Source organism: Tunturiibacter gelidiferens, assembly GCF_014201335.1.
GTDB lineage: Bacteria > Acidobacteriota > Terriglobia > Terriglobales > Acidobacteriaceae > Edaphobacter > Edaphobacter lichenicola_E.
The window spans coordinates 256,689-279,227 of sequence record NZ_JACHEB010000005.1 but is presented as its reverse complement, the minus strand read 5'-3'; the positions used below and the strand labels follow the sequence as shown (position 1 = coordinate 279,227).

Sequence of the window (22,539 nt, the reverse complement as noted above, 5' to 3'; positions counted from 1 at the left end):
TGAAGCGGTTCCGATTGGTCCTCGGAACCGCTTTCTTGTTGGCGTTTGTTTGTTGCGTTTTGATTGGCTAGAAGAAGAACTTCGCGCCGAACTGCATCTGACGTGCGCCGTAGAGGCTGTTGTTGGTGCCTGACGTCACACCGAAGGCTGAGAGGCCGGTTCCGGTGAAGGGCGAGATGCAGCCCTGCAGCACGGATCCTGCCGGAACGGTGCCGGCGGTCGCCGATCCCGTTGCGGTGCTGCAGGCGGAGGTCGCAGCGGTTGAAGCCGCTGCGTACTGCGAGTAGGTTCCCTGCACTCCAGTGACGATGGTGTGATTGAGGAGGTTGAAGGCGTCTGCGGAGAGTTGCAGATACATGGCCTCGTGGATGGGGATGTTGCGGGCAACGCGGAAGTCGAAGTCGTTGAAGCCCGGTCCATAGATACTGTTGCGGCCGATCTGCGGGGGACGGCCAGTGGTAGGAGCGCCGGAGCTGGAGCTCATAGCACCGCCGTAGATGTTGCCGTCGGCTCCGTAGCTGGTTCCAGTGCCGGAGAAGACGGTGCCGTTCATGCCCATGAAGATGGGCTGACCGCCGGAGGCGATGAAGCCGCCGGAGAACGTGAAGTCGTCGACTGCATATTTGACGATCTTGTTATCCGGGAAGAGCTTGGGCTGGTAGACGAAGCTCAAGGTGAAGCGATTACGGATATCGGTGTCCGAAGGACCGTTGTCGCGACGGATGTTGTTGGGATCGAGTGGGGTGTCGCCACCGAAGAAAGTGCCGTTGGCTCCGCCGACCTGACCGTCGTCGGTTGCCCGCGCCCAGGTATAGTTTGCCAGCACCTCAAGACCGTTTGCAAAAGGACGGCGAACGGTTGCGGCGAGAGAGTTGTACCAGGTGTTGGCGGAGCTGAACCCGGTGTTGATTGAGGTGATGTTAGGATTGCGGCGGTCCGCCTGGCGATAGACAGGAACGGTGAGGACTTCCTGAATCCCGCCGGTGGCGTTGAGCACGTCATAGGTGCGAACACCGGAGGGCGTCTGGCCGATGAGGTTAGCGTCGAGGAAGACAGGCAGACGCATCGCGCGGGTACCGACATAGCCGACCGAGAGGGTCATCTTGCCGGGCATGGCCTGCTCAATCGCCAGCTGGAACTCGTGCGACAGCGGCGGAACGAAGTTGGGATCGAGGCCGTGGAAGCTCTGGCTACCCAGGATTGCCGGTCCGTTGACAGCCGGTGCGGTTCCTCCGGTGGGAATGGCCGCCGAAGAGAGCGCAGGGCCAGTGACCGGGAAGGGCACAAAGGGATACTGCAAGCTGTTGGTCGCGCTGGGCACCTTCGCGCATCGTGCACCCGACACGTTGCCGACGAGGCTTTCGCAGCCGGAGTAGTTGTAGTTGACCTGGACGACACCGTTCTCAACGCGCATGGCGTAGTAGGTGCTGCCCTGGTTGAGGGCGGAGAAGAGACCATAGCCGCCGCGGACAACGGTGCCGATGTGTGGCGCCCAGCTGAAGCCTAAGCGTGGCTGAACGCGGTCGGCCACGTTCTTGATGGTTCCGCTGTACTGAGTGGAGATAGGAGGAAAGTTGTTGTTGACCAGGCCAGGTGCCGGGGTGAGTTGAATGTCGTAGCGCACGCCGAGTGTGAGGGTGAGGTTCTGGCGAATCTTCCAGGAGTCTTCGGCGAAGGCGTCGTACATCTTCATCCAGAAGTCGTCTTTACCCTGGGTACCGGCTGCGGTGTTGACCTTGTCGATCGTCTGGACGAAGGTGTTGTAGTGATAGCCGGCGAAGGGGTCGGTGTCACCGGGCTGTCCTGCGAATGCGTCGGCGATCCAGTCTTGAAAGGCTGCGGTGTTGGTGGTGTCGGAGTAGTTGTAGACGCCGCCGCCCTGAAAGAGATTGATCATGACTTCGTGGACGAGGTTGACGTCGCCGCCGAACTTGAGGGTGTGATGTCCCTTGGTCGTCGAGAAGACGTCGGTGAACTGAATGCGGTGCTCGTCAGGCTCTGCGACGCGTGGCAGGGCGTTCGGCATGCCGTAGGTGACTACACCCGTGGCGACGCTAGGGCCGGCTGCGTTCGCACCTGCGGTCTCGAGGTCGCGGCCATACTGAAAGTGGACCTGGTTGACGGAGGCCTTGCCTATCTGAGTGGTGAGACCTGCGACCAGGAAGCGCTCATGGTAGCTGGTGGGACCGTTGGTGGTGGGAGAGCTGTTGCTGAACGTGTTGGCTGGGCTGTAGCCATAGGTGCTGTCATAGTCGGCGAAGTTGTAGTCGACGAAGACATCGTTGCGCTGGTTGATGTGATAGTCGAGGCGTGGGAAGAAGAGGTTCTGCTTCTGGAAACGGGCCGGTGGAGCGTCGCCGGGATTGATGTTGGCCACGTTGAGAAGGAACTGGATACCGTTGAGACACTGGGCCGTGGTGATACCTGTTGTTCCTTTATAGCCTGGGGTGCCGACGACGGGGCATTGGTTCGGAGTGACAGTAGTAGAAGCGGTGTATGCGCCAGCGCCCGTTGTGGAGATGGTGTTGGAGTCGGAGTAGAGGACGCGACCGACTTTGCGGAAGCCATCGTAGGTGAAGAAGAAGAAGAGACGGTCCTTGATAATGGGTCCGCCAACGGAACCGCCAAACTGATGCTGCTGATGGACGGGCTGCGTGAGGAGGAAGGGGTTTCCGTTGTTGTGAAGAGCCTGGAACTTGTTATAGGGATCGAGTGCGTTCAGATCCGGATAGCGGAGGTAGTAGAAGGCGTCGCCGTGGAAGTGGTTGGTTCCGCTCTTGGTGATGGCGTTGACCTGACCGCCGGCGGCCTGACCGAACTCGACCGAGTAGTTCGAGGTTTCGGCCTGGAACTCCTTGATGGAGTCGATGGAGTAGACGTAGGGCGCACCCGATGCGCGGCCGCGAGCCTCGGAGAAGAGCATCTGGTTATTGTTGGAGCCGTCGACGTAGTTCTGGTTGTAGAGGCCGCTGATCCCGTGGAAGCTGACCAGACCGCTGCCGCCATCCTGCGTGACGTTGGGGGTATTGAGGACGAAGGCGCTCCAGTTACGGGTGGCAACGGGAAGATTCGAGATGAGGTGTTCGCCGATGGTCTGGGCGACTTCTGTCTTGTCGGTGTCGACGAGAGGCGACTCGCTGGTTACCTCAACCTGAGTGGAGACTGAGGCCGCGGGGAGTGCGGCGTCGATGGTGAGGATCTGACCGACGGTGAGTGTCAGGTCTTTGCGGTCGATCTTGCCGAAGCCGCCGCCGCCGAGGATGACCTCGTAGTGGCCGGGGAGAAGAAAGTTTGCGGTGTAGGAGCCGTCGCCGTTGGTGGTAAGCGAGCGCGAAATGCCTGTGTCGTTATTGGTGACGATTACGGAGACTCCCGCCACGGTGGCGCCAGAGGTATCCGTCACGGTGCCGACGATGTTGCCGTTACCGGAGGTCTGGGCGGCTGCGGGATAGCTGAGAGAGACAAGGAGAACGGCTGCTGCAAACGCAAGCAGGCCTTTACAGGCTTGAGGAAGTTTCATATTCGTACTGGCTCCTAAAAACACCGATGTAAAAGACGGCGTGTAAATGGTTAGCGGCTAGTTGACTCCGGGTTTCGTATCTCCCAGGGACTTTCGCGTGCAACCTCAAATGACTTTGTCGTAGTACTTAAAACACTCAGGCTTTGGGCGGGGACTGTCAAGGGCAGTTGTAAACGCCGCATGAATCTAACGTTACAAAACGCCTTATTCATGAGTTGTTTACGATCAGGCCGACTTATTTTCGACAGGGTTTGCGTGAGATGAAAAATGCTTTAATGAAGTTTGCTGGGGATGACAGCGTACTGAATGAGCAACTCGAAGGGAACGATCTTGAGGGTGTTCTCGTGGGTGGCTTCGAGAATAATGGGGCATGCGGCGCCAGCCTGCTGAACTTGAAGCCAGCGGGCGGCGCAGACACACCAGCGATCTCCAGGTTTGAGACCAGCGAAGCCGAACTGCGGCATGGGGGTGCTGAGATCGTTGCCGAGGGCTTTCGAGGCTTCGAGGAATGGCTCGTCTACGACGCAGCAGATGGTGTGGACTCCGTGATCGTCGGGGCCGGTCTCGCAGCAGCCGGTGCGGTAGAAACCGGTCATAGGCTCGCAGCCGCAGATATCCAAGGGTTGGCCGAGGACGTTTTTGCCGCGGTTTTTGATGGGCTCTACGGTGGGCATGAAACTCCTGTTCGCCTTCCAGTATCCCACTTTCCGGGTCAGCCGTCGGGAGAGGAACGGGATTCCAAGTTATTTGATGATGTACTTCGTGGTGGCCACTTTGCTCGGCGAGTAGATCGGCGATCGTTCTATTGCCTTAATCCAGGTTGTCGCGTTGACGGCGATCGGCCCGACGTATGGCGTGGAGAGGGTGGAAGGCTCAGATCCGTCAAGGGTGTAAAAGATGCTCGCCTTTGGGACGCCTTCGAGGATAGTGACGTGCATACCGGCGGAGTAGTGGCCGGAATGAGGGGAGATGTGAGGCTTATCGGCTCTTCCGTAGCCCTTTGGATAAGGAACGACTGCGTAAGTGGAAAGATGATGCATCGCCTGCTGGTTGGACTCAGGACCGACCTGTGTCGCTTGCTGACTCGCTTGTTCGTTATCCAGCCAGGGCTGCCGAGCACCTTCGTCGAGTGCTATGTCTGGAGGACTTTGAGCGAATGTCACAGAAGGAGATGAGAACAAAAGCAGGAGTAAGAAAAAGGCAAAAATATCTGCGGTTGAGGAGAAGGTGATCCATTGCCTGCGCGACATAATGCGTACCTCCGATCAGCACCGCCAATGATTTGACGGAGCCGATTCGGAAGGACAGCGCTTGCAAGAGGGATTATTTTGCGGCGATGGCTAGTTGCTGCTGATATTCCTCGTAGGGGCCCTTGTGGTCGGTAATGTGGAAGTCCGTGGGGCCGCCTTCGAAGTGCCAGATGCGCGTGCCAGCCTCTTCGATCAGATCCTGGTCATGAGTGACGAGGAAGACGGTGCCTTCATACTTCTGAATCGCCTGATTAAGCGCGTTGATGCTTTCGAGATCCAAGTGGTTGGTGGGTTCGTCGAGGACCAGGACGTTCGGCTTCTGCAGCATGATCTTGCAGAAGAGGAGACGGGCGGCTTCGCCTCCGGACAGAGCGTCAGTTTTTTTGAGACCCTCTTCCCCCTTGAAGAGCATCTGGCCAAGGATGCCGCGGATGTCTTCTTTGGTGGCCTGGGGATCGAATTGGTGGAGCCAGTCAGAGGCGGTCATGCCGAGTTGGATCGAGCCTTTGTGGTCTTGCGCGAAGTAGCCGATGGAAACTTCGTGCCCCCACTTGACGGTGCCGGAGTCGATGGAGACGTCGGTCTCTTCGATGCCGGGGCCATTGGCGAGAAGTGCTTTGAGGAGGGTGGTTTTGCCCTGCCCGTTGCGGCCCATGAGGATGACTTTATCTCCGCGAGTGACCGAAGCGGTGAAGTTGTTGATGACGTGCTCGGTCTTGCCATCCTTCTGCGGATAGGTTTTGTTGACCTTTTCAAATTCGAGGACGTTTTTGCCGGAGGGCCGCTCCATCTTGAAGCTGATGAAGGGGCGCGCGATGTTGGAGCGAGCCAGTTCGCTTGTGGCGAGCCGCTCGACTTCTTTCTTGCGGGAGTTCACCTGCGAGGAACGTGTGCCGGCAGAGAAGCGAGCGATGAAGTCGTTGAGTTGGGCGATCTTCTTCTCGCGCTGCTCATTCTGGCTCTCGATGCGGGTGCGAATGCTGGTCTTCTGGAAAACCATATCGTCATAACCACCGTTGTAGGTGATGATGGTTTCGTAGTCGATGTCAGCGATGTGAGTGCAGACGTTATTGAGGAAGTGCCGGTCGTGCGAGATGGTGATGACCGTGCCGTTGTAGCGAGTGAGGAAGTCCTGGAGCCAGTGAATGGACTCTAGGTCGAGGTAGTTGGTGGGCTCGTCGAGGAGCAGCGCCTGCGGATTGCCGAATAGGGCCTGTGCGAGAAGGATACGTACCTTCTGACCGCCCTGTAGCTCGGACATCTTGCGCTCGTGGAGCTCGTCGGGGATGTCGAGACCTTGCAGGAGGACGGCGGCGTTGGACTCTGCCTCGTAGCCGTCTTCGTCTCCGACGATGCCTTCGAGTTCACCGAGCCGGGAGCCGTCTTCGTCGGTCATCTCGGGCTTAGCGTAGATAATCTCTCGCTCTTCAAGCGCGGCCCACAGGCCCTTGTTGCCCATGATGACGGTATCGATGACGCGGTAGGCGTCGAAGGCGTACTGGTCCTGGGAGAGAACGCCGATTTTCTTGGGGCGGACGACGGTGCCTTTCTGGGGGTCGATTTCGCCCGTGAGGCACTTCATGAAGGTTGATTTGCCGGCGCCGTTTGGGCCGGTGAGGCCATAGCGGCGGCCTGTGGTGAAGGTGACTGAAACATCCTCGAAGAGGAGCTTCGAGCCATAGCGCATAGTGACATTGGAAACTGAGATCATGGTATTACTTCCATTTTAGCTGGGGAATGTGGCAATTTTCGCGTTACAGGCGTGAATATTCGCCATAACCGCAAATACCTGTTTTTTAGATGTAATTTAACGAGTTTCGATGCCGAAGGACTAGCGCTCCGGGGCAGGTGGTTGAGTTGCTATGGGCTTTGAGCTGTTCGAATCGTGAACCAAAGATTGCGCGTCGCTGGCGTTGATGAGGCAGTAGTGACCGAAGATCTGGCCGCTTGCACCGCACTGCTCGGCTTTGAGTACCAGCTTGGTCGCTCCCTTGCTGAGATCCCATGCGATGACTTCGCTGAGTTGGGAGTTACTGAACTTCTCGAGCATGGGCCATGCGTCGCGGTCCGTGAGGCCTCCGAGGTCGATGATATGTGCAGGCGACTCAAATGCGAGAATGCCGATGGGTTCGGCGGCGACCCGGTCGGTTGGGAGTAGATTTCTGGCCGCGAGTCGGTGAAGAGGCCCGAGTTTCTCCCCTGAGAATCGATACTGGATTGCGCCGCCGATCCAAAGGGCAACTATCGCGAGAACCAGTGCGCTTTGAACGGAACGACTCGCCCGCTGTGCCGAACGCACGATAAGCGGCACGACGAGCACCCAAAGGCAGGCGAGGTAGGGAGCGAAGTGGCGATTCTGGGCCAGGGGAAAGAGATAGGAAAATGTAACTATTTGAAGCACAAACCCAAGGATTGCAATTCGGAGCATCCATTGGAGAGTGTCGGGAGTGCTTTTCGCACGCGCAAAGAAAATTGCGACAGTAAGCGGGAGTGCGAGGAGCAGGATCTTCAGGGGGCCATCGAAGAGCATGTGCGACGCGGCTTTGATGGCGAATAAGGTTCGGGCTATCGCGTCCAGATGGTTGAATCGTTCGGCGACGATGTGGGTGTATGCGGTTGGCAGATAGTACAAGAGACGTGCGGTGCTCGACCAGGGCATGTAGGTACCGAACGTGCGTTTGGCGTAGAGCAGCCAACCGATCTCCACAGCGCCGCTGAAGAAGGCGATGAGGATGAGGTCGCGGACCTCGCGTCTCGATCGCGACGCGAAGAGAGTTACGATGATTGCGCAGGCGATGTAGATGCCGGATTCAAGCCTCGTGATTGCGAGGGTACTCGCGGAGACGATGCCGACGAGCAGCCATGGGAGGGTTCGGGCTTGCGCACGAAGTTTTGCCAGAGCCAGGAGCAGACCAAGGATGCTTAGGACAGCGAGGCCAGTCTCCATCCCAAAGAAAAACCACACGGTGAAGAACCACGGGCCGCTGAGAAGGATAGCGGAGACGATGATTTCAGTGTCGGAGAGCTGCAGATGCAACTCTTCCCAAAGCAGCCAAATCGCGAGAGCGGCTAAGGTGCAGAGAAGAAGGCCAAGTACATTTGCCATGCCGACACTGACCGCAAGACCAGTGAGTTTCGATGTGGAAGCCAATAGAAGAACGTACGCAGGACTGCTGAAGCCGTAGGAGACTTCGCCAGCATTGAATGCGAACAGACCGGACGACGCAAGGTGACGGGCGTATGTGAGAAAGATGTAGGCGTCGTCGATCTGCGGCCAGGACCAGATGAGCAGAAGCAAAAGGGAGAGCAGGACCTGCGCCAGGACGAAACGCAGAAGCCGGTTAGTCATGGCGATGATTCTCTCCTGTACCAGATTACAAAGACTGCAAACTTTGGCCCTACTCAGCTTCGGCAAAACTACTACAACGTCGGTCGCGATGTTCGTTAAAAGACGAACGCTCCGTTCTGCGGCTGGTTGGCTGACAGAGCGAAGCGTCTTTCGTGTCTGAGTGCCGGAGGTTACTGACCGCGGCGAGCTGGGCCGGAGCGGCTGCTGCCGGGGCGGCTGTTGCTATTGGGGCGACCACCGGGGCCACGGCCACCGGAGCTGCGCCCGCCGGAGAAACCACCGCCGCCGCTACGGCTACGGAAGCCGGTCTTTTTGGCGCCGTAGTTGGCGTTGGGCGTCGTCATTGGACTGACAGGATCGTTGCCCTTCCAGGAGCGAGTTTCAAGCTGCATGAGGTTCTGTCCCTGAGCTGTTGTGTCGAGGGGTGCGTTGCGGACTTCCTTCTCAAGGTTCTTATCGGCCTCGCGCCACTCAAACTTTATCTTCAGTTCGCGCTCAAGCTTGCGAGCATCGTGACGTTCCTGCGGCATGACAAACGTGGTGGCGACGCCCTTCTTGCCGGCGCGACCGGTGCGGCCGATGCGGTGGACGAAGTCGTCGGAGGCATTGGGCAGGTCGTAGTTGATGACGTGCGCGATGTCGTTGACGTCGATGCCGCGTGCGGCAACGTCAGTGGCGACGAGGACGCGGTGGCGACCGTTGGCAAAGCCCTTGAGAGCGGCGGTGCGCTGGGACTGGCTGCGATCGCCATGGATGACGTCAGCGTCGTGGCCGAGCTTCTCGAGCTTCTTGCTGATGCGGTCGGCGCCGTGCTTGGTGCGCGAGAAGACGAGAAAGGTTCCCTCTTCCTGACGGAGCATCTGGTCGAGCAAACCGAGCTTCTGATCCTGCATGACGGTGTAGACGCGAAGTTCGACGCGGTCGCTGGGTTTCGAGGTCTGGCCTATCTCGATGCGGACGGGCTCCTTGACGTAGTCGCGAACGATCTCGCGGATGTTGGCGTCGAGCGTCGCGGAGTAGCACATCGTCTGGCGAGTCTTCGGCAGCGCGCCGACGATGCGGCGGATGGCGGGAAGGAAGCCCATGTCGAGCATGCGATCGACTTCATCGAGGACGAGCATCTCGACGGCGTTGATGTTGATCTCGCGACGACGGAGGAAGTCTTCGAGGCGGCCGGGAGTCGCAACGACGAGACGGGGGCCGCGGTCGAGCTGATCGAGCTGATTATTTTCGGAGAGACCGCCGCAGACGAGAACGGCGTCGCTCTTCGAGCCGGGAACCAGCTTCCAGTAGGCCTCGAGGACCTGCATGGCGAGCTCACGGGTCGGCAGCAGGATGAGGGCGCGAATGGGACCGCGCTTGCCCTTGGTGCTGGGGATCGAGTTCGCGTCCATGCGCTGGATCATCGGGATAAGGAAGCTGAGGGTCTTGCCGGTGCCGGTAGAGGCGGTAGCGAGAATGTCTTTGCCTTCGAGCGCCGGCGGAATAGCCTTCGCCTGAACCGGGGTCGGCATCATAAAGCCGGCGCTGGTCAGGCGGTTCTTGAGGGAGTCGGAGATGTTGAAGTCGGTGAAGCGAACATCCTCAACGAGAGGAAGGCCTGCTGGATTCGCGGCGGCTGTGTTGGCTTGGGGAATGGGGTTCTGCTGGTTCTGCGAGATCTGATCGTTCTGTTCTAAAGTTGCTGAGGTCAAAATTTTTCCTGTCTGGTGGCCCGAATAGAGTGGGCGTTGTAGAGCGGCATAGGGGTGCAGAGATGCCAGCGTGGCATCATGGATTTCAGTTAGTCAGCATTGCTGTCGGGTATCGAAGCGCTGCTGCTGCACGGCGAGACTCGTCCTGTGACGGGTCTTCCAGCCAGAGCAACCAGCGCGACTTCCAACGTGCGGGAAGGTAGCGGTGGGAAGAGGCGAATCGCAGTCTCTGGCCAAACTCCGAAGTCCATGAAGAGTTTTTGCCTGCGATGCCCGCACTCCTTTAGACCGGAGTACAAAATAACTATACCACACTAGCAGTGCGATTGACGATTGAGGCTGTGCTCGGGGCAATGAATCAGTTTCGAACTGAGTGACAGAGGTCACCGAAAACACTACCTCGAGAACGTAACGCGACAGGGACGTCAGGTTAGCATTAGCTCCGTTGAATGCATCCAAAGGGGCAGACTTTGCAGCGACGCAGGTCGAAGCTGAGGAGGTGTGGCGTGGTTCACGAGTTTATCAACGGAAGCTACCGCGAGACGAACCTTACGAATGAGTCAGCAGAGTACCTCGCCCGACGCGAAGAGTTGCGCCTGGCGGAAATTGAGCTGATGGAGCATCAGGAGCGAGTGGCGGCACTGCGCCGCGCACTGCCGGCTGGCGCCGCGTTACGGGAATACGAGTTCCTAGAAGGGCCTGCCGATCTCGGAGGGGGCGACGATCCCGTGCGCACAGTCAAACTAAGCGAGCTCTTTACCGCTGCGGAGCGTCCGTTGGTGCTTTACCAGATGATGTACGGCAAGAAGCAGACGAAGCCGTGTCCGATGTGCACGATGTGGGTGGACGGATTCAATGCCGTAGCCCACCATCTTGCGCAGAAGATCGATTTTGCAGTCGTGATGGCTGCCGAGCCGAGGGCAGTGCGCGATCATGCACGCTCGCGCGGGTGGAACAGTTTGCGTTTACTCAGCGCGGGGTCGAACACCTTCAAATTCGATCTCGGCAGCGAAGATGCCGAGGGAGCCCAGGACTCTACCATCTCCGTTTTCGCGAAAGATAAGGAGGGCGTTGTCCGGCACTCCTATTCTGCTCATCCGAGGATGTCGCCGGAGATCAAGGAACGAGGGATCGACTTGCTAACGCCGATGTGGGACCTTATGGATCTGACCCCGCGGGGCCGTGGGGAGTGGTATCCGTCGCTCGTATACGGAACGAAAGCGCACACTTAGTTCCAGCAAAAAACGGGTTATTGGTAACTTGGTCGCCCCCGAACTTAAATTGACCCACTACCTAGAGCCGCGGCAAGCTCGATGAATCGCGTCCGCAAATGAACAGGCGGTTCCGCAGACGAACAGCTAAGACCTCGACGCAATTCGCCACTCTTTTATTTGTAAGGCGTTGGGCCCGCATGAGATTGGCATTCCAACTGCATTCTCTCTCTGCAACCAGAACCTCACCCGTCATCGGGTGAAAGGGCAGAGATGAACTCATTGATGCAGGACCTTCGCTTTTCGCTTCGCCAGATCCGCCGGTCGCCAGGGTTCATGATGACTGCTGTGCTGACACTCGCGCTGGGTGTGGGGGCGAATACGGCTATCTTCTCGTTGCTCGATCAGGCGCTGCTGCGTTCGCTGCCCGTGCGTGAGCCGGACCAGCTAGCGGTTTTAAGCGGCACGGGGAAGGCCTGGGCAGGTCATACAAGCGACCACGGCTCGGGGCCAGAGCAATCCTTTTCGTACCCGATGTACCGGGATCTTCGGGACAAGGGAACGGCCGTATTCGATGGGTTGATCGCGACCGCACCGGTTAATGTCGGGATCACGCGAAACAAGGTCTCGGAGCTATTGGATGGAGAAATCGTAAGCGGGAACTACTTCAGCGTTCTTGGAGTGAAGTCTGCGCAGGGTCGGTTGCTTACTGCGAGCGACGATACCGTGCCCGGGAGCAATCCTGTTGTGGTTCTAAGCTATCCCTACTGGCAGACACATATGGGATCGGACACACGTGTTGTGGGCGAGACGATTTCGATCAATGGGACGCCATTCGAGATTGCGGGGGTGGTCGCTCCGGGATTTCAGAGCGCCGTCTGGGGCCAGATGCCCAATGTGTTTGTGCCGGTGTCGATGTTGGAGCAAGTGATTCCGGGTCGAGGCAAGAGATTGCAGGACCATACCGACCGATGGATGAACATCATCGGACGGCTAAAGCCGGGAGAGACGCCGCAACACGCGCAGATGGCCATCGCGCCGTTGTGGCATGCATTGCGCGCGGAAGAGCTCAAGGCGATCGGAACGAAGCCGCAGCGCTTCGTTGATGAGTACCTGACTCGGAGCCAGCTACTCGTTGCGCCCGGTGCGCGGGGGCTGTCATACAGCCGTGAGTCGCTGCAAAAACCGCTATACGCGGTGATGGGGATGGCGTTTCTTGTGCTCCTGATTGCCGCAGTGAATGTGGCGAGTCTGCTGCTGGTGCGTTCGGCGGCACGAGTGCGGGAGTTCTCGCTGCGCTATGCGCTCGGAGCAAATGCGCGGCGTGTTGTCCAGCAACTCTTACTTGAAGGTCTGCTGATCGGTATTGCCGGGGGTGCGGCTGGGTTGTTGATCGCGCGTCCGTGTCTCCGTTTGCTGGTGCAGCGGCTAAGTACGGACGAGCTGAGCGCATTTTCTACAACGCTTGATGGACGATTGCTTGCCTTCAACTTTGCGGTCGCTGTTGCGGTGAGCGTTTTGTTCAGCCTCGCGCCTGGAATGCAGTTGTTGAGACCGGACATTGTGAACTCGCTGAAGCAACAAACGACGACCGCGACCGGAGGCACACTGAACTTTCGGCGTCTCATTGTTTCGTTGCAGGTCGGCCTTAGCGTTTTGCTACTGGTGGGATCGGGCCTGTTTGTGCGAACGATGCAAAACCTTCGACACGTCGATACCGGGATCAATACGTCGCATCTGATTACGTTTCACGTCGATCCTCAGCTCTCTGGTTACGCGAAGGAGAAGATTCCGGCGTTGCACCAACAGATTCTGGACACGATGGCGACGCTGCCTGGAGTGCAGGCTGTCGGCGCAACCACTGATCAGGAGCTTGGAGACATGGGACACACCGGAGACGCCACGGTGGAGGGCTATACGGCTCCTCCGGATGAGGACTTCCCGATCGAGATCCCCTACATCAGTGCGAACTTCTTCCACGCAATGCAAGAGCCGTTGCTGGCCGGACGCACCTTCACCGAAGACGACGATGCGACTCATCCGCTTGTAGGAATTGTGAACGAGAGCTTCGCGAAGCACTACTTCACTAGCCCTGCTGCAGCCGTGGGAAGACGAGTCGTGGGTGGAGACGGCAAGCCGGGTGAATATATGACCATCGTCGGCGTTACGCGAGACGCGAAACATGCGAATCTGCGCGACGCGGTAGTGCCGACACTGTTTTCGCCACTCAAACAGTGTAAGTTCGCGGGCCAGCTTTATCTCTATCTTCGAACAGCGACGCCGCCCGAGCAGAGCTTCGCGACGGTGCGGCAGGCGATGAAACAGATCGACCCAGGCCTCGCTGTGGATGAGCTGCGAACCATGGACGAACAGATCGACACGACGCTGTCGAACGAACGCATGATCGAACTGCTGGCCATATCGTTTGGCCTGCTGGCTACGATGCTCGCGGGAGTTGGTCTCTATGGTGTGCTTGCGTTCTCGACCGCGCAGCGCACACGGGAGATCGGCATTCGCATTGCGTTGGGATCTTCGCGACTGCGTGTATCGCGTCTGGTGTTGACCGATGTACTGCGCTTAGCGGGGATCGGCATTGTGTTGGCGATTCCCTGTTCGGTATTGTTGGCTCGGTTATTGCGGAGTCAGCTCTTTGGAGTTTCGTCTGCGGATCCGCTCACGCTGGCCGGTGTGGTTTTGCTAGTTGCCGTGGTCGCTGTGGTTGCGGCGATTGTGCCTGCGCGACGGGCGTCTTCGGTTGATCCGACAACTGCCCTGCGGGCGGAATAACTTTCTGGCTCGCCAGAAAGAACGAAAAAACGGCGACAACGAACATGGAATCGTTGTCGCCGTTTTCGATTGAGTTGAAATGAAGTTAGATGTGGCAGCTCACCATGCCACGCTTTTCGAGATACTTCTGGTGATACTCTTCGGCCTTCCAGAAGGTGGTCGAAGGAACCACTTGGGTTGCGATGGGTTTGCGGTAAGAGCCTGCAGCACTAAGTTCTGCGATCTTAGCGCGGGCCTGGGCAAATTGTTCGTTGGTGTGGGTAAAGATGACGCTTCGGTATTGGGTGCCCCAATCCGGACCCTGGCGATTAACCTGAGTGGGATCGTGAAGTGCAAAAAAGGCGTCCAATAATGTTTCGTAAGAGACTCGGGATGGATCGAAGGTGACTTCGACGACCTCCGCATGGCCGGTGCGGTCGGTACAGACTTCTTTATAAGTTGGGTGTTCGAGGTTTCCGCCTTCGTATCCTACGGCTGTGTCGATAACACCTGTGATCTCATTGAAACGGGTCTCAACTCCCCAAAAACATCCTGCTCCAAATGTTGCTTTTTCGATTGCCACTCTGCTGCTCCTTGACTACATCCTTGCTGCACTTATTGGATGCTCTCGGGTTGCGGTTGTCATCACCCGAAAGGTTAATAGCGCGAGTATTCTGAGCGTGTCGAGAGAGATGTGTCAAGCGATCAAAGGTGTTAGAAGAACAGGGGGTACACGACACGTACTCCTATAGACGAAGGTTGCAGAAATATGATTACGAAAGAGTGAACGCTGCATGACGACAGGCTAATTGGGACGGCGCGGGCGGCTTGAGGACTTGGCGCCGGTGGGCTGACGGCGTGGCTTTGAGAACTTCTTTTTTGCGGGCGATTTGAGTTGCGCGAACTCGGGCGTCTTCTTCTTTGGTACGACCTTTTTGCCTTTTGCTGCGCGGTCGAGCGCCATGACTTCGCCGAGAGTGAGCTCACGGAACTCGCCAGGAGGGACGTCGAGGCGTAGTGCACCATAACCGATGCGGCGAATCTTTTCGACGTGATGGCCGATCTCTTCGAACATTTTTCTGATCTGACGATTACGGCCTTCGATGAGGGTGAGCTCGTACCACGGGTTGTCGCCGCCGCGAACGAGTTCCACCTTTGCGGGTGAGGTAATGATGCGATCGCGACGGCCGCTACGCACTTCGTCGAGGCGTCCACGATCGATCATGATGCCGCGGCGGATCTGGTCGAGGCCTGACGCAGGTGGCGTGCCGCTGATTTTTACTAAATAAGTTTTTTCAACTCCGGCCGCCGCCTTCGAGAGCGCGTTGGCTAGGTTGCCGTCGTTGGTCATCAGGATGAGACCTTCGCTGAGATAGTCGAGACGGCCTACCGGATAGAGGCGGACGTTGTCGCCGTGAGGGCCGGACTTTTGCTTCGCCATGAGCTGCATGACGGTGGGGCGCTTCTCGGGATCATCTAGGGTGGTGACGTATCCGCGTGGCTTGTTGAGCATGTAATAGCGCTGTTGCTCTGGGCCGTGGAGGAGCTTACCGTCAACACGGATGTGATCTTTGAGTGCGTCGTGGCGTGTGCCCAACGTGTTGACGATGACGCCATTAACTTGAACGCGGCCTTCAAGGATGATCTCTTCGGCTTTGCGGCGGCTGGCGATGCCGGCTTGGGCGAGGATCTTCTGGAGGCGGTCGCCTTTGGGTTCGTCGTTTGTGTCGGGCTTTGGAGCGGAGGGGGACTTCGTCATCGTGTTTCCGGCTTTCTGACTGCGGGGCTGCTCATCGCGGTCGGTAGTGCTCTTTGATTGTATCGTGTGTTGTTTCGGCTGTTTGACGCTGGGGTAAGTTCCAGAAAAGCAGCACTTAGCAGTTGGACACTTAGCACAGGTCTTTCGGCCTGGTGCGGTTTAGAATCGGCGCGAACTCAATTGATCCCGTCCTGAACTCCAGGCCGCGAGATATAGAATCGTTCACGCTTACGCTTTGACTTTGCCGCACTTGTCCTGGTGTCTGGTTCGCTCTTTTCAACGGGAGAAAAACATGACCAGAGCACTCCGCGTCACCGCCATCCTGTTTGCGATGATCCTCATCAGCCGATTCGGTTCTTCAGAGACGATTACGTTTGCCGGACTGGCAAACCCCTATCAAGCGGACCCATTCTTTTCTCCTGTTGGTCCCCTGACTTTTTACGACTTCTACGTCACGGGCTTTACGGACCAGAACAACATGATCATTCCCGGAACTGAATATATCTTCGCCGGTTACTACCCATTCGAGCCTCCTCCTTATCCCTACTTTCTTCCCTACTCGCCCGACACTGCTGAGTTCGATTCCACGTCTGGCGCGACGTTTACGCTAAACACCATGAATATTGAACTGGATCCCGGTATTGAGTTTTATGGATACAGAAAAGGCGTCCTTGTGGATGAGGGCAACACCGGAACAGATATTGATCCCACAACCGGAGACCCGATCCTGAACTGGACCAATATCGATGCGGTTGTATTTCCCAATGTGGTGAATGACCCAGATTCTCTCGACATTAACAGCATTACGATTAATGAAAGCGTTGTACCCGAACCTTCGAGCTTCATTCTGCTGGGCTCCGGACTCGCAGGAATGTTGATGATGGCGCGTCGGAGGTTGCGAGCCTGATCCGGAAGAATGATCGCCTGCACTACTCTGTGGCGTAGACGCGCACGATCAGGGAGATTTGATAAAGGACATACAAGGTGAGAAGGGTAAGCTGCGTGCGGCGATTCTTGGTGATCATCGCGATGACGCAGAGGACGATGCTGGCGGTGATGCGTATGGGGTACTCGATGCCGAACGAGTGGAGGTAGGCTGAGCCCTTCAGGCTGGTGTCGATAACGTCGGCGACAAAGGTAGCAGCAAGGAAGCCGAAGAACCACCAGCGACGCGAGAGGAAGTAGTCTTCGTAACCCGCGTAGTCTGCCAGATCCGACGGGAAGAGGAGCGTGCTGAGGAAGTAGAAGAGGATCGCGTAGAGGATAACGAAGAAGTAAATCGCAAACGTCCACTGCTCGATCATGGAGAGACGAAACTCCCACCACCAGAAGTGGATCACTCCCAGCAAAAGCGACGCCGCCCAACCGAGATGCAGGATTGACACTTTGTTGCGGCGGGGGTGCTGAACAAACTGCGCGAACCCTTTTAGGAGGGCCGTGATGCAAAGGCCGACGATGATTGAGATGACAACTTTGACGTGCGGGTAGAGTTCGGGATTCGGTTGGGGAGCTGTTGCCGTCAGCAGAGCGATCATGAAGTACCCGTGGACCGGATTGATACGAGCAGATCGGAGAAGCTCCGATCGCGTGAAGTCGGACCCGGCAACAGCGTACCAGAGGCTCCGTGTTTCAGCGCTTCAGGTTCGGGTATTTTATTTATCCGCTAGAGCTTGTTGGTATCGATGGCGCGAGTGCGCTGCATGCCCCCAGGGGCTGGTTTGAGGGGAGCGTCGGGCAGGCCTTCGGCGTCGCCCTCCGGAGTGGCCACGGTGTCCGGCTCGTGGTCTTCCGGACTGTCAGGAGAGTCACGGGGATCGGGTTTTGGGTCGAGATTCGAAGCGGTCATCAGCCTTCCTCGGATTCGCGTTGCTGGTCCCCCTGGATCTCGGCGTCGAGCGCGGGAGAGTCCTCTCCATCGACCGGCTGGTCGGTGTCGTAGTTGGGTGGTAGACCGGAGAGTCGTCCATCGACAATGGCTTCGTCGGCTACTGACTCGCCGCTGTCGCCGTCGGCCTGGGGCTCGGTCTCGTTCTTCTCGCGTTCGAGGTCGTTTGAGGTCTCGGGGGCGTGGTGTTCCATGGGAATCTCCTCCTGCTCGGCCAGTTCGCCGGCCATCTTCTCAAACTCTTCGATGCTGGGAAGCTCGTTAATGTCTTTGAGGCCGAAGCGGAGCAGGAAATCCCTGGTGGTTTTGTAGAGGATGGGGCGGCCGATGACCTGTTTGCGGCCAGCGGTGGCGACCAGTTTGCGCGTCATCAGGGAGCCGAGCACGCCGCCAGAGTCGACTCCACGGATTTCCGAGACCTCGGGGGCGGTGACAGGCTGCTTGTAGGCGACGACGGCGAGGGTTTCGAGGGCCTGAAGCGAGAGCTTCAGAGGCGGCTTGAGAGATTTAACGAAGCCCCGGACAGCGTCGTGGTACTCGGGCTTGGTGGCGAGACGATAGCCGCCGGCCACCTCACGGATCTCAAGGCCGCGGTCCGAGGTGGCATAGTCGGCAATGAGCTGGTCGAGGATTCTGCGGAAGTACTCGCGGAGACGGCGCTCTTTCTCTTTGGCCTCGCGGGCGAGCTTCTTCTCGTCCTTTTCTGCTGGTAGGTGCTCGCCGGAAGGCTGTCTCTCCTGATCCGCTTCAACGGACAGTTGCGAGGACTCATTGGGGGACGTTTCTGTGGCAACCTCATTTAGATCGGTTGGAGTGTCCGGATGGGCCTCGAGACGAACTTCGAGATCGTCGGCCGAACTCATGGCGGCAGAGTCTGCAGCGTTGTGCTCGCGTAACGCCCGTGCATGGGCAGCTTCTTGTGCGGCCGCTTCGTGGAGATGCCGGTCAAAGGATTCGGCATAGTGTGCCTCGATCTCCTCCCCAGTCGGCGCTTCGGCGTGAGAAGTGGCTCCATCGGTGGGGCTCGAGAGCACTTCACTGTTGAGGTCGTCCTCGTCAACAGGGAGCGACGCGAGAGATGAGTCGGCGCCCTCGTCCAGCGCCAGGGAGTGCTGAGCTGCGTCAAGATGATCAAGCTCGGCCTGGGCTTCGTGGCCGAGGAGACCGGCGAGCTGGGCCAGCGTTACTGGTTCTTCGGAGGCGTAGATGACGGCTTCGATCTTTGCTTTAAGGCTCATAGTGTCGTTGGTGTACTTCTAAGCATACCAACGCTCGAGGTCATAGCTCGGACGACGTGGATAAGTCGCTGTAAAGGCTCGAGCCGCGCCGAGCGCAAACGGTTCCCAGCTTCAAAAACGCCAAAATCAGCCGCCCCCAAAAGCGAAGGGCCCGCTGAGTGCGGGCCAACCCTTCGTTTCGTTGTTTGAAACTATTTTGCGATGGCGTTGAAGAGCCAGAAGAGGCAGCCGGACAAAATCGCCGCTACCGGCAGCGTGAAGACCCAGGCGAGCGCGATATCGCGGAGGGTAGACATCTGCAAGCCGCTCTTGTTGGCAGCCATGGTGCCAGCCACGCCGGACGAGAGCACATGCGTCGTACTTACGGGCAGGCCGTACTGATCGGCAGCGAGGATGGTCAGCATAGCGACGAGTTCGGCAGAGAGCCCCTGTGCGTAGGTCAGGTGCGTCTTGCCGATCTTTTCACCGACGGTGACGACGATGCGCTTCCAGCCGATCATGGTTCCGAGACCGAGCGCGAGTGCGACCGCTACCTTGACCCACGGAGGAATGAACTTGGTCGAGTTGTCCAGCATGCCTTTGTAGTTCTTGAAGACCTTCTGATCATCAGCGCTGACATTGGGACCGTACTTCGGCATCAGGCGCAGCGTCTCGCTGGTGAGATACATCTGGTTGCGGACGTTGGCCTGCATGTTGGAGGGCACCGCGCCGAGAGAGCCGTACTGGGTAGCCTCGTTGCGGATATCCCCAACCATCTCCTGGAGAGCGAGCATCGTGTGGGGCGAGAACTTGTGAGTGCTGACGAAGTTCTCAAGTTCCGGACCACTATCCGCTACGGTCGTGTTCGGGTCGAGATAATTCCCGACCGCGCCGATGACCTGCTGGGACACAGCAGCAAACGTCTGTACCTGGCTGGCGCCCACGGTGTGGTTGAGGGCATAGGCAGTTGGCACGGTGCCGACGAGGATGAGCATGATCAGACCCATGCCCTTCTGACCGTCGTTCGAGCCATGGGCGAAGCTGACGCCTGTGCAGGTCAGCACGAGCAGAGCGCGGATATAGAACGGCGGAGGCGCGCTTCCTTCTGGTGCGGAGTAAAGGCGTGGATCCTTTAGAAGCGCCTTGAACAAGAGAAAGACGAGGGCCGCGCAGCCGAAGCCAACCAGAGGCGAGATGAGCAGTGCCTTGAAGACCTTCGTGACCTGCTCCCAGTCAACACCACTGACGCCGCTGCTGCCATGCATCAACTGGTTTGCGACGCCGACGCCGATGATCGAGCCGATCATGGTGTGAGAGCTCGACGCGGGAAGACCCTTCCACCAGGTGGCAAGATTCCAGATAATGGCTGCGATCAACAACGCGAAGACCATCGCGAAACCGGAGCCTTTGCTCACCTTCAAAATAAGCTCGACAGGAAGGAGAGAGATGATGGCGAAGGCGACCGCACCGGAGCTGGTCAGCACGCCGATGAAGTTCCAGAGGCCGGACCACACGACTGCGACGTGCGGCTCGAGTGCGTGGGTGTAGATGACGGTGGCGACGGCATTGGCAGTGTCGTGGAAACCGTTGACAAACTCAAAGCCGAGCGCGATCAGAAGGGCGACCCCGAGCAGAAAATAGGGGAACCAGGAGCCCTCGTGGACGGGAAGAAGATCTGAGTACAAGCGGTTAGCGATGTAACCGAGACCGCCGAGCAGCAAGATGCCAAAGATGATGCCGCCGATCTTGCCGGGCGACGATTTTCCCATCTTCTGGTCAAGTAATGAGCCCGTGGGGTGTATTACAGGAGTAGCCATATGTTTTCGCCTAGGATTCAAGATGAATGCGTGAGCTGACGATAGGCCGGGAATGCGAATGGAGTGTTACAGACGCGTGAAACATATGCTTCTTTTGCTCGCGGAGAACGCAAACCAGCCGAAGAAACAGCTAGTGCTGCCGCCTAATGATTGATTGTTTGCAATAGTTTGCAGTGTGGCCGCTTTTGAGAGTGAGAGTTGGATTCCGCTTCAAAGGGTGTTCATCACTTCACCAGTCGGTTGTAACGGACATGTTAGGCTGTGCACTATTCCTTCGAAACGGTGACAGGCCAGCTTTTAGGGCCGTCCGTCGCTTCGACTGCCACTACAACTATTGTTCATCGCCTGTGGGCAGAGTCGGGTACTATAATTCAGCTTTTCGGGGGTCATTGTATGAAAATCACTGCACAGCGGTTGAGCGCCCTGGTCGCTCTCCTAGCAGGCACCCTTTTTCTCGGCCCGAAAGCGGCCCACGCCGATACCTACACGATGTTTGATCTCGGAACCGCCAATGGCCGGAACATCTACGGCTTGGACACGGCCGGCGATGTAGTCATTACTCAAAGCTTCGGATGCGGCCCAGCGAGCTTCACTTGTTACGTGACTTACGACGATGGCGTGGCCGGAACTCCTTCCTCGTCGGCTCCCGATCTTGTCTACGACGACGGAACCCCATGTAGCGCAACCCCGGCTGGGTTTAGCGCCTTCAAAACAGTCTGTAACAAGGGATTCGCCGGATTGGGGACAGCCCGCAACGCCAACGGCGATCCGAACGGAGTTTACGCTGGAACCGAAGGGGACTTTTCGTTCCTGCACGGTGGTTCGGCAGACCAGACCTTTCTGAATTCAGGCGGCGACTTTGCCTTTGCAGACGGCGTGAATGAGGAGATATTTGAGGCAATCGATACTTCGGTATCGCCGATTCCCGAGCCCGCGAGCTTCCTGCTGGTAGGAACGGGTCTGGTGTGGTTTACCACTGCGGTCCGCCGCAGGGCAAGGCGCTAAGGTCCAACCACTAGCGCCAGTCGTCGCGAGCCTGTGCCTGATCGGTGAAAACCTGATCGAAGTTTTCGGTCTTCTTGATCAGAATGTCGCCAAGGAGATCCGGTTGATGCAGTAGAACAGCCTGCAAACGCACAAGCTCCAGCATGGCGAGAAACATACATATAAGCGCGCGCTCGGTATGGGTGTTATGGAGCAGGCGCTTCAGGCTGACAGGCTTGTCTTCCATCAACAAACGGCGTTTGACGTAGTCGATCATCTGCGCGACCGTGACGGACTCCTCGTCGACGTTGAGGATGGGCCGCTCGCGAAGGCGGATGAGAATGTCCTGAAAGACGCGAACCAGGTCGACGGTGTCGGCAGCAATCTCGCGGTCCTCGTCGAGGGTGGGAGCGCCGGCTTCACCAATGTCACGGCGGAAGTTCTTCAGGCCTGAGGTGGTCCACGTGGCTTCTTCGATCTGTTGCTTCTGGAGGAGCATCTGCGCGGCCGCTTTGAAGCGCTCGTGCTCGAGGAGACGCTCGACCAGTTCTCGGCGTGGGTCTTCAGGGTCCCCACTGAGAACGTCGGAAGGATCGCGAGGAAGAAGCGTCTTCGACTTGATGTGGATCAGCAGCGAAGCCATGTAGATGAACTCGCCTGCTGCGTCGACGTCGACCTGCTTGAGATGGTAGGTGTACTCAAGGAACTGGCTGGTGATGCGCGCGATGGGAATGTCGTAGATATCGATGTTCTGCTTGCGGATGAGGTCGAGCAGAAGGTCGAGCGGGCCATCATAGACCTGGCCTACTGTCACCGAAAAAGGAGACTGCGATGCCTCTTCTTTTTCTTTGTCCTTCGCAGGGCGCCTGGGCTCAGGCGATGGTTGAGGCACAGGCGGATGTTGGAGCGCGAATGGCTCGTGCGCTTCCGGGACGACCGCATCGGAAGAAACTGCGACTGGCGAATCGGTCGTGTCTTCGGAGACTGCGCCTGGGGACACTGCATCATCAGAGGTTTCGACAGGATGCTCGTCGGGCCTGGGCTCGTCGGGGGCGAATTCGGGAGGGAGGGTTTCGTCGGGCATGGT

At 57.9% G+C, this 22,539-nt stretch carries 17 protein-coding genes; 4 read left to right on the top strand and 13 right to left on the bottom strand.

Annotated features, from left to right (window positions below; all coding sequences use genetic code 11):
* Positions 1 to 67 precede the first annotated feature (67 nt).
* The 6 genes from HDF14_RS12435 to HDF14_RS12410 form a co-directional block, all read right to left on the bottom strand.
* Entirely contained in the window at positions 68 to 3,520 is a 3,453-nt protein-coding gene (locus HDF14_RS12435) for a TonB-dependent receptor (RefSeq protein ID WP_183977084.1), read from the bottom strand.
* Between the two features lie 272 nt (positions 3,521 to 3,792).
* Positions 3,793 to 4,194 carry a DUF2237 family protein gene (locus tag HDF14_RS12430; RefSeq protein WP_183977082.1) on the bottom strand — a complete coding sequence of 134 codons (402 nt, stop codon included), beginning with the start codon at positions 4,192 to 4,194 and terminating at the stop codon, positions 3,793 to 3,795.
* Positions 4,195 to 4,263: 69 nt separating this feature from the next.
* Entirely contained in the window at positions 4,264 to 4,770 is a 507-nt protein-coding gene (locus HDF14_RS12425) for a chitobiase/beta-hexosaminidase C-terminal domain-containing protein (protein ID WP_183977080.1), read from the bottom strand.
* 73 nt (positions 4,771 to 4,843) lie between these two features.
* Positions 4,844 to 6,481 (bottom strand): ABC-F family ATP-binding cassette domain-containing protein, encoded by a 1,638-nt coding sequence (locus HDF14_RS12420; protein ID WP_183977078.1) that lies wholly within the window; start codon positions 6,479 to 6,481, stop codon positions 4,844 to 4,846.
* A 120-nt stretch (positions 6,482 to 6,601) separates the two neighbouring features.
* Entirely contained in the window at positions 6,602 to 8,119 is a 1,518-nt protein-coding gene (locus HDF14_RS12415) for a hypothetical protein (protein WP_183977076.1), read from the bottom strand.
* A 170-nt stretch (positions 8,120 to 8,289) separates the two neighbouring features.
* Positions 8,290 to 9,813, bottom strand: coding sequence for a DEAD/DEAH box helicase (locus tag HDF14_RS12410; RefSeq protein ID WP_183977074.1), 1,524 nt, complete (start codon positions 9,811 to 9,813; stop codon positions 8,290 to 8,292).
* Between the two features lie 506 nt (positions 9,814 to 10,319).
* On the opposite strand from HDF14_RS12410, the gene HDF14_RS12405 reads away from it, so the two are divergent.
* Positions 10,320 to 11,045 carry a DUF899 family protein gene (locus HDF14_RS12405; RefSeq protein ID WP_221304665.1) on the top strand — a complete coding sequence of 242 codons (726 nt, stop codon included), beginning with the start codon at positions 10,320 to 10,322 and terminating at the stop codon, positions 11,043 to 11,045.
* Positions 11,046 to 11,297: 252 nt separating this feature from the next.
* Positions 11,298 to 13,811, top strand: a complete 2,514-nt coding sequence (locus tag HDF14_RS12400; RefSeq protein WP_183977070.1) for an ABC transporter permease — start codon at positions 11,298 to 11,300, stop codon at positions 13,809 to 13,811.
* Positions 13,812 to 13,896: 85 nt separating this feature from the next.
* Here HDF14_RS12400 and msrA read toward each other — a convergent pair whose 3' ends face one another.
* On the bottom strand, positions 13,897 to 14,373 hold the full coding sequence (gene msrA / locus HDF14_RS12395) for a peptide-methionine (S)-S-oxide reductase MsrA (RefSeq protein WP_183977068.1): 477 nt from the start codon (positions 14,371 to 14,373) through the stop codon (positions 13,897 to 13,899).
* Between the two features lie 222 nt (positions 14,374 to 14,595).
* A complete protein-coding gene (locus HDF14_RS12390) occupies positions 14,596 to 15,549 on the bottom strand; it encodes a pseudouridine synthase (protein ID WP_183977066.1) in 954 nt (317 codons plus the stop codon).
* 292 nt (positions 15,550 to 15,841) lie between these two features.
* On the opposite strand from HDF14_RS12390, the gene HDF14_RS12385 reads away from it, so the two are divergent.
* Entirely contained in the window at positions 15,842 to 16,456 is a 615-nt protein-coding gene (locus HDF14_RS12385; protein ID WP_183977064.1) for a PEP-CTERM sorting domain-containing protein, read from the top strand.
* Between the two features lie 22 nt (positions 16,457 to 16,478).
* Here HDF14_RS12385 and HDF14_RS12380 read toward each other — a convergent pair whose 3' ends face one another.
* The 4 genes from HDF14_RS12380 to HDF14_RS12365 all read right to left on the bottom strand — a co-directional run bounded on the left by HDF14_RS12380 (position 16,479) and on the right by HDF14_RS12365 (position 20,468).
* Positions 16,479 to 17,084 (bottom strand): hypothetical protein, encoded by a 606-nt coding sequence (locus tag HDF14_RS12380; RefSeq protein WP_183977062.1) that lies wholly within the window; start codon positions 17,082 to 17,084, stop codon positions 16,479 to 16,481.
* Positions 17,085 to 17,212: 128 nt separating this feature from the next.
* Positions 17,213 to 17,395 (bottom strand): hypothetical protein, encoded by a 183-nt coding sequence (locus tag HDF14_RS12375; protein ID WP_183977060.1) that lies wholly within the window; start codon positions 17,393 to 17,395, stop codon positions 17,213 to 17,215.
* Positions 17,395 to 18,672: an SMC-Scp complex subunit ScpB gene (gene scpB, locus HDF14_RS12370; protein ID WP_183977058.1), complete on the bottom strand. Its 1,278-nt coding sequence runs from the start codon at positions 18,670 to 18,672 to the stop codon at positions 17,395 to 17,397. The genes HDF14_RS12375 and scpB overlap by 1 nt, the downstream gene beginning before the upstream one ends.
* A gap of 191 nt (positions 18,673 to 18,863) precedes the next feature.
* Positions 18,864 to 20,468: an inorganic phosphate transporter gene (locus HDF14_RS12365; protein WP_183977057.1), complete on the bottom strand. Its 1,605-nt coding sequence runs from the start codon at positions 20,466 to 20,468 to the stop codon at positions 18,864 to 18,866.
* A 393-nt stretch (positions 20,469 to 20,861) separates the two neighbouring features.
* Between HDF14_RS12365 and HDF14_RS12360 the strand changes: the two genes are divergently transcribed.
* Positions 20,862 to 21,473 (top strand): PEP-CTERM sorting domain-containing protein, encoded by a 612-nt coding sequence (locus HDF14_RS12360; protein ID WP_183977055.1) that lies wholly within the window; start codon positions 20,862 to 20,864, stop codon positions 21,471 to 21,473.
* A 10-nt stretch (positions 21,474 to 21,483) separates the two neighbouring features.
* Here HDF14_RS12360 and HDF14_RS12355 read toward each other — a convergent pair whose 3' ends face one another.
* Positions 21,484 to 22,536: a segregation and condensation protein A gene (locus tag HDF14_RS12355; RefSeq protein WP_183977053.1), complete on the bottom strand. Its 1,053-nt coding sequence runs from the start codon at positions 22,534 to 22,536 to the stop codon at positions 21,484 to 21,486.
* Between the last annotated feature and the right edge of the window lie 3 nt (positions 22,537 to 22,539).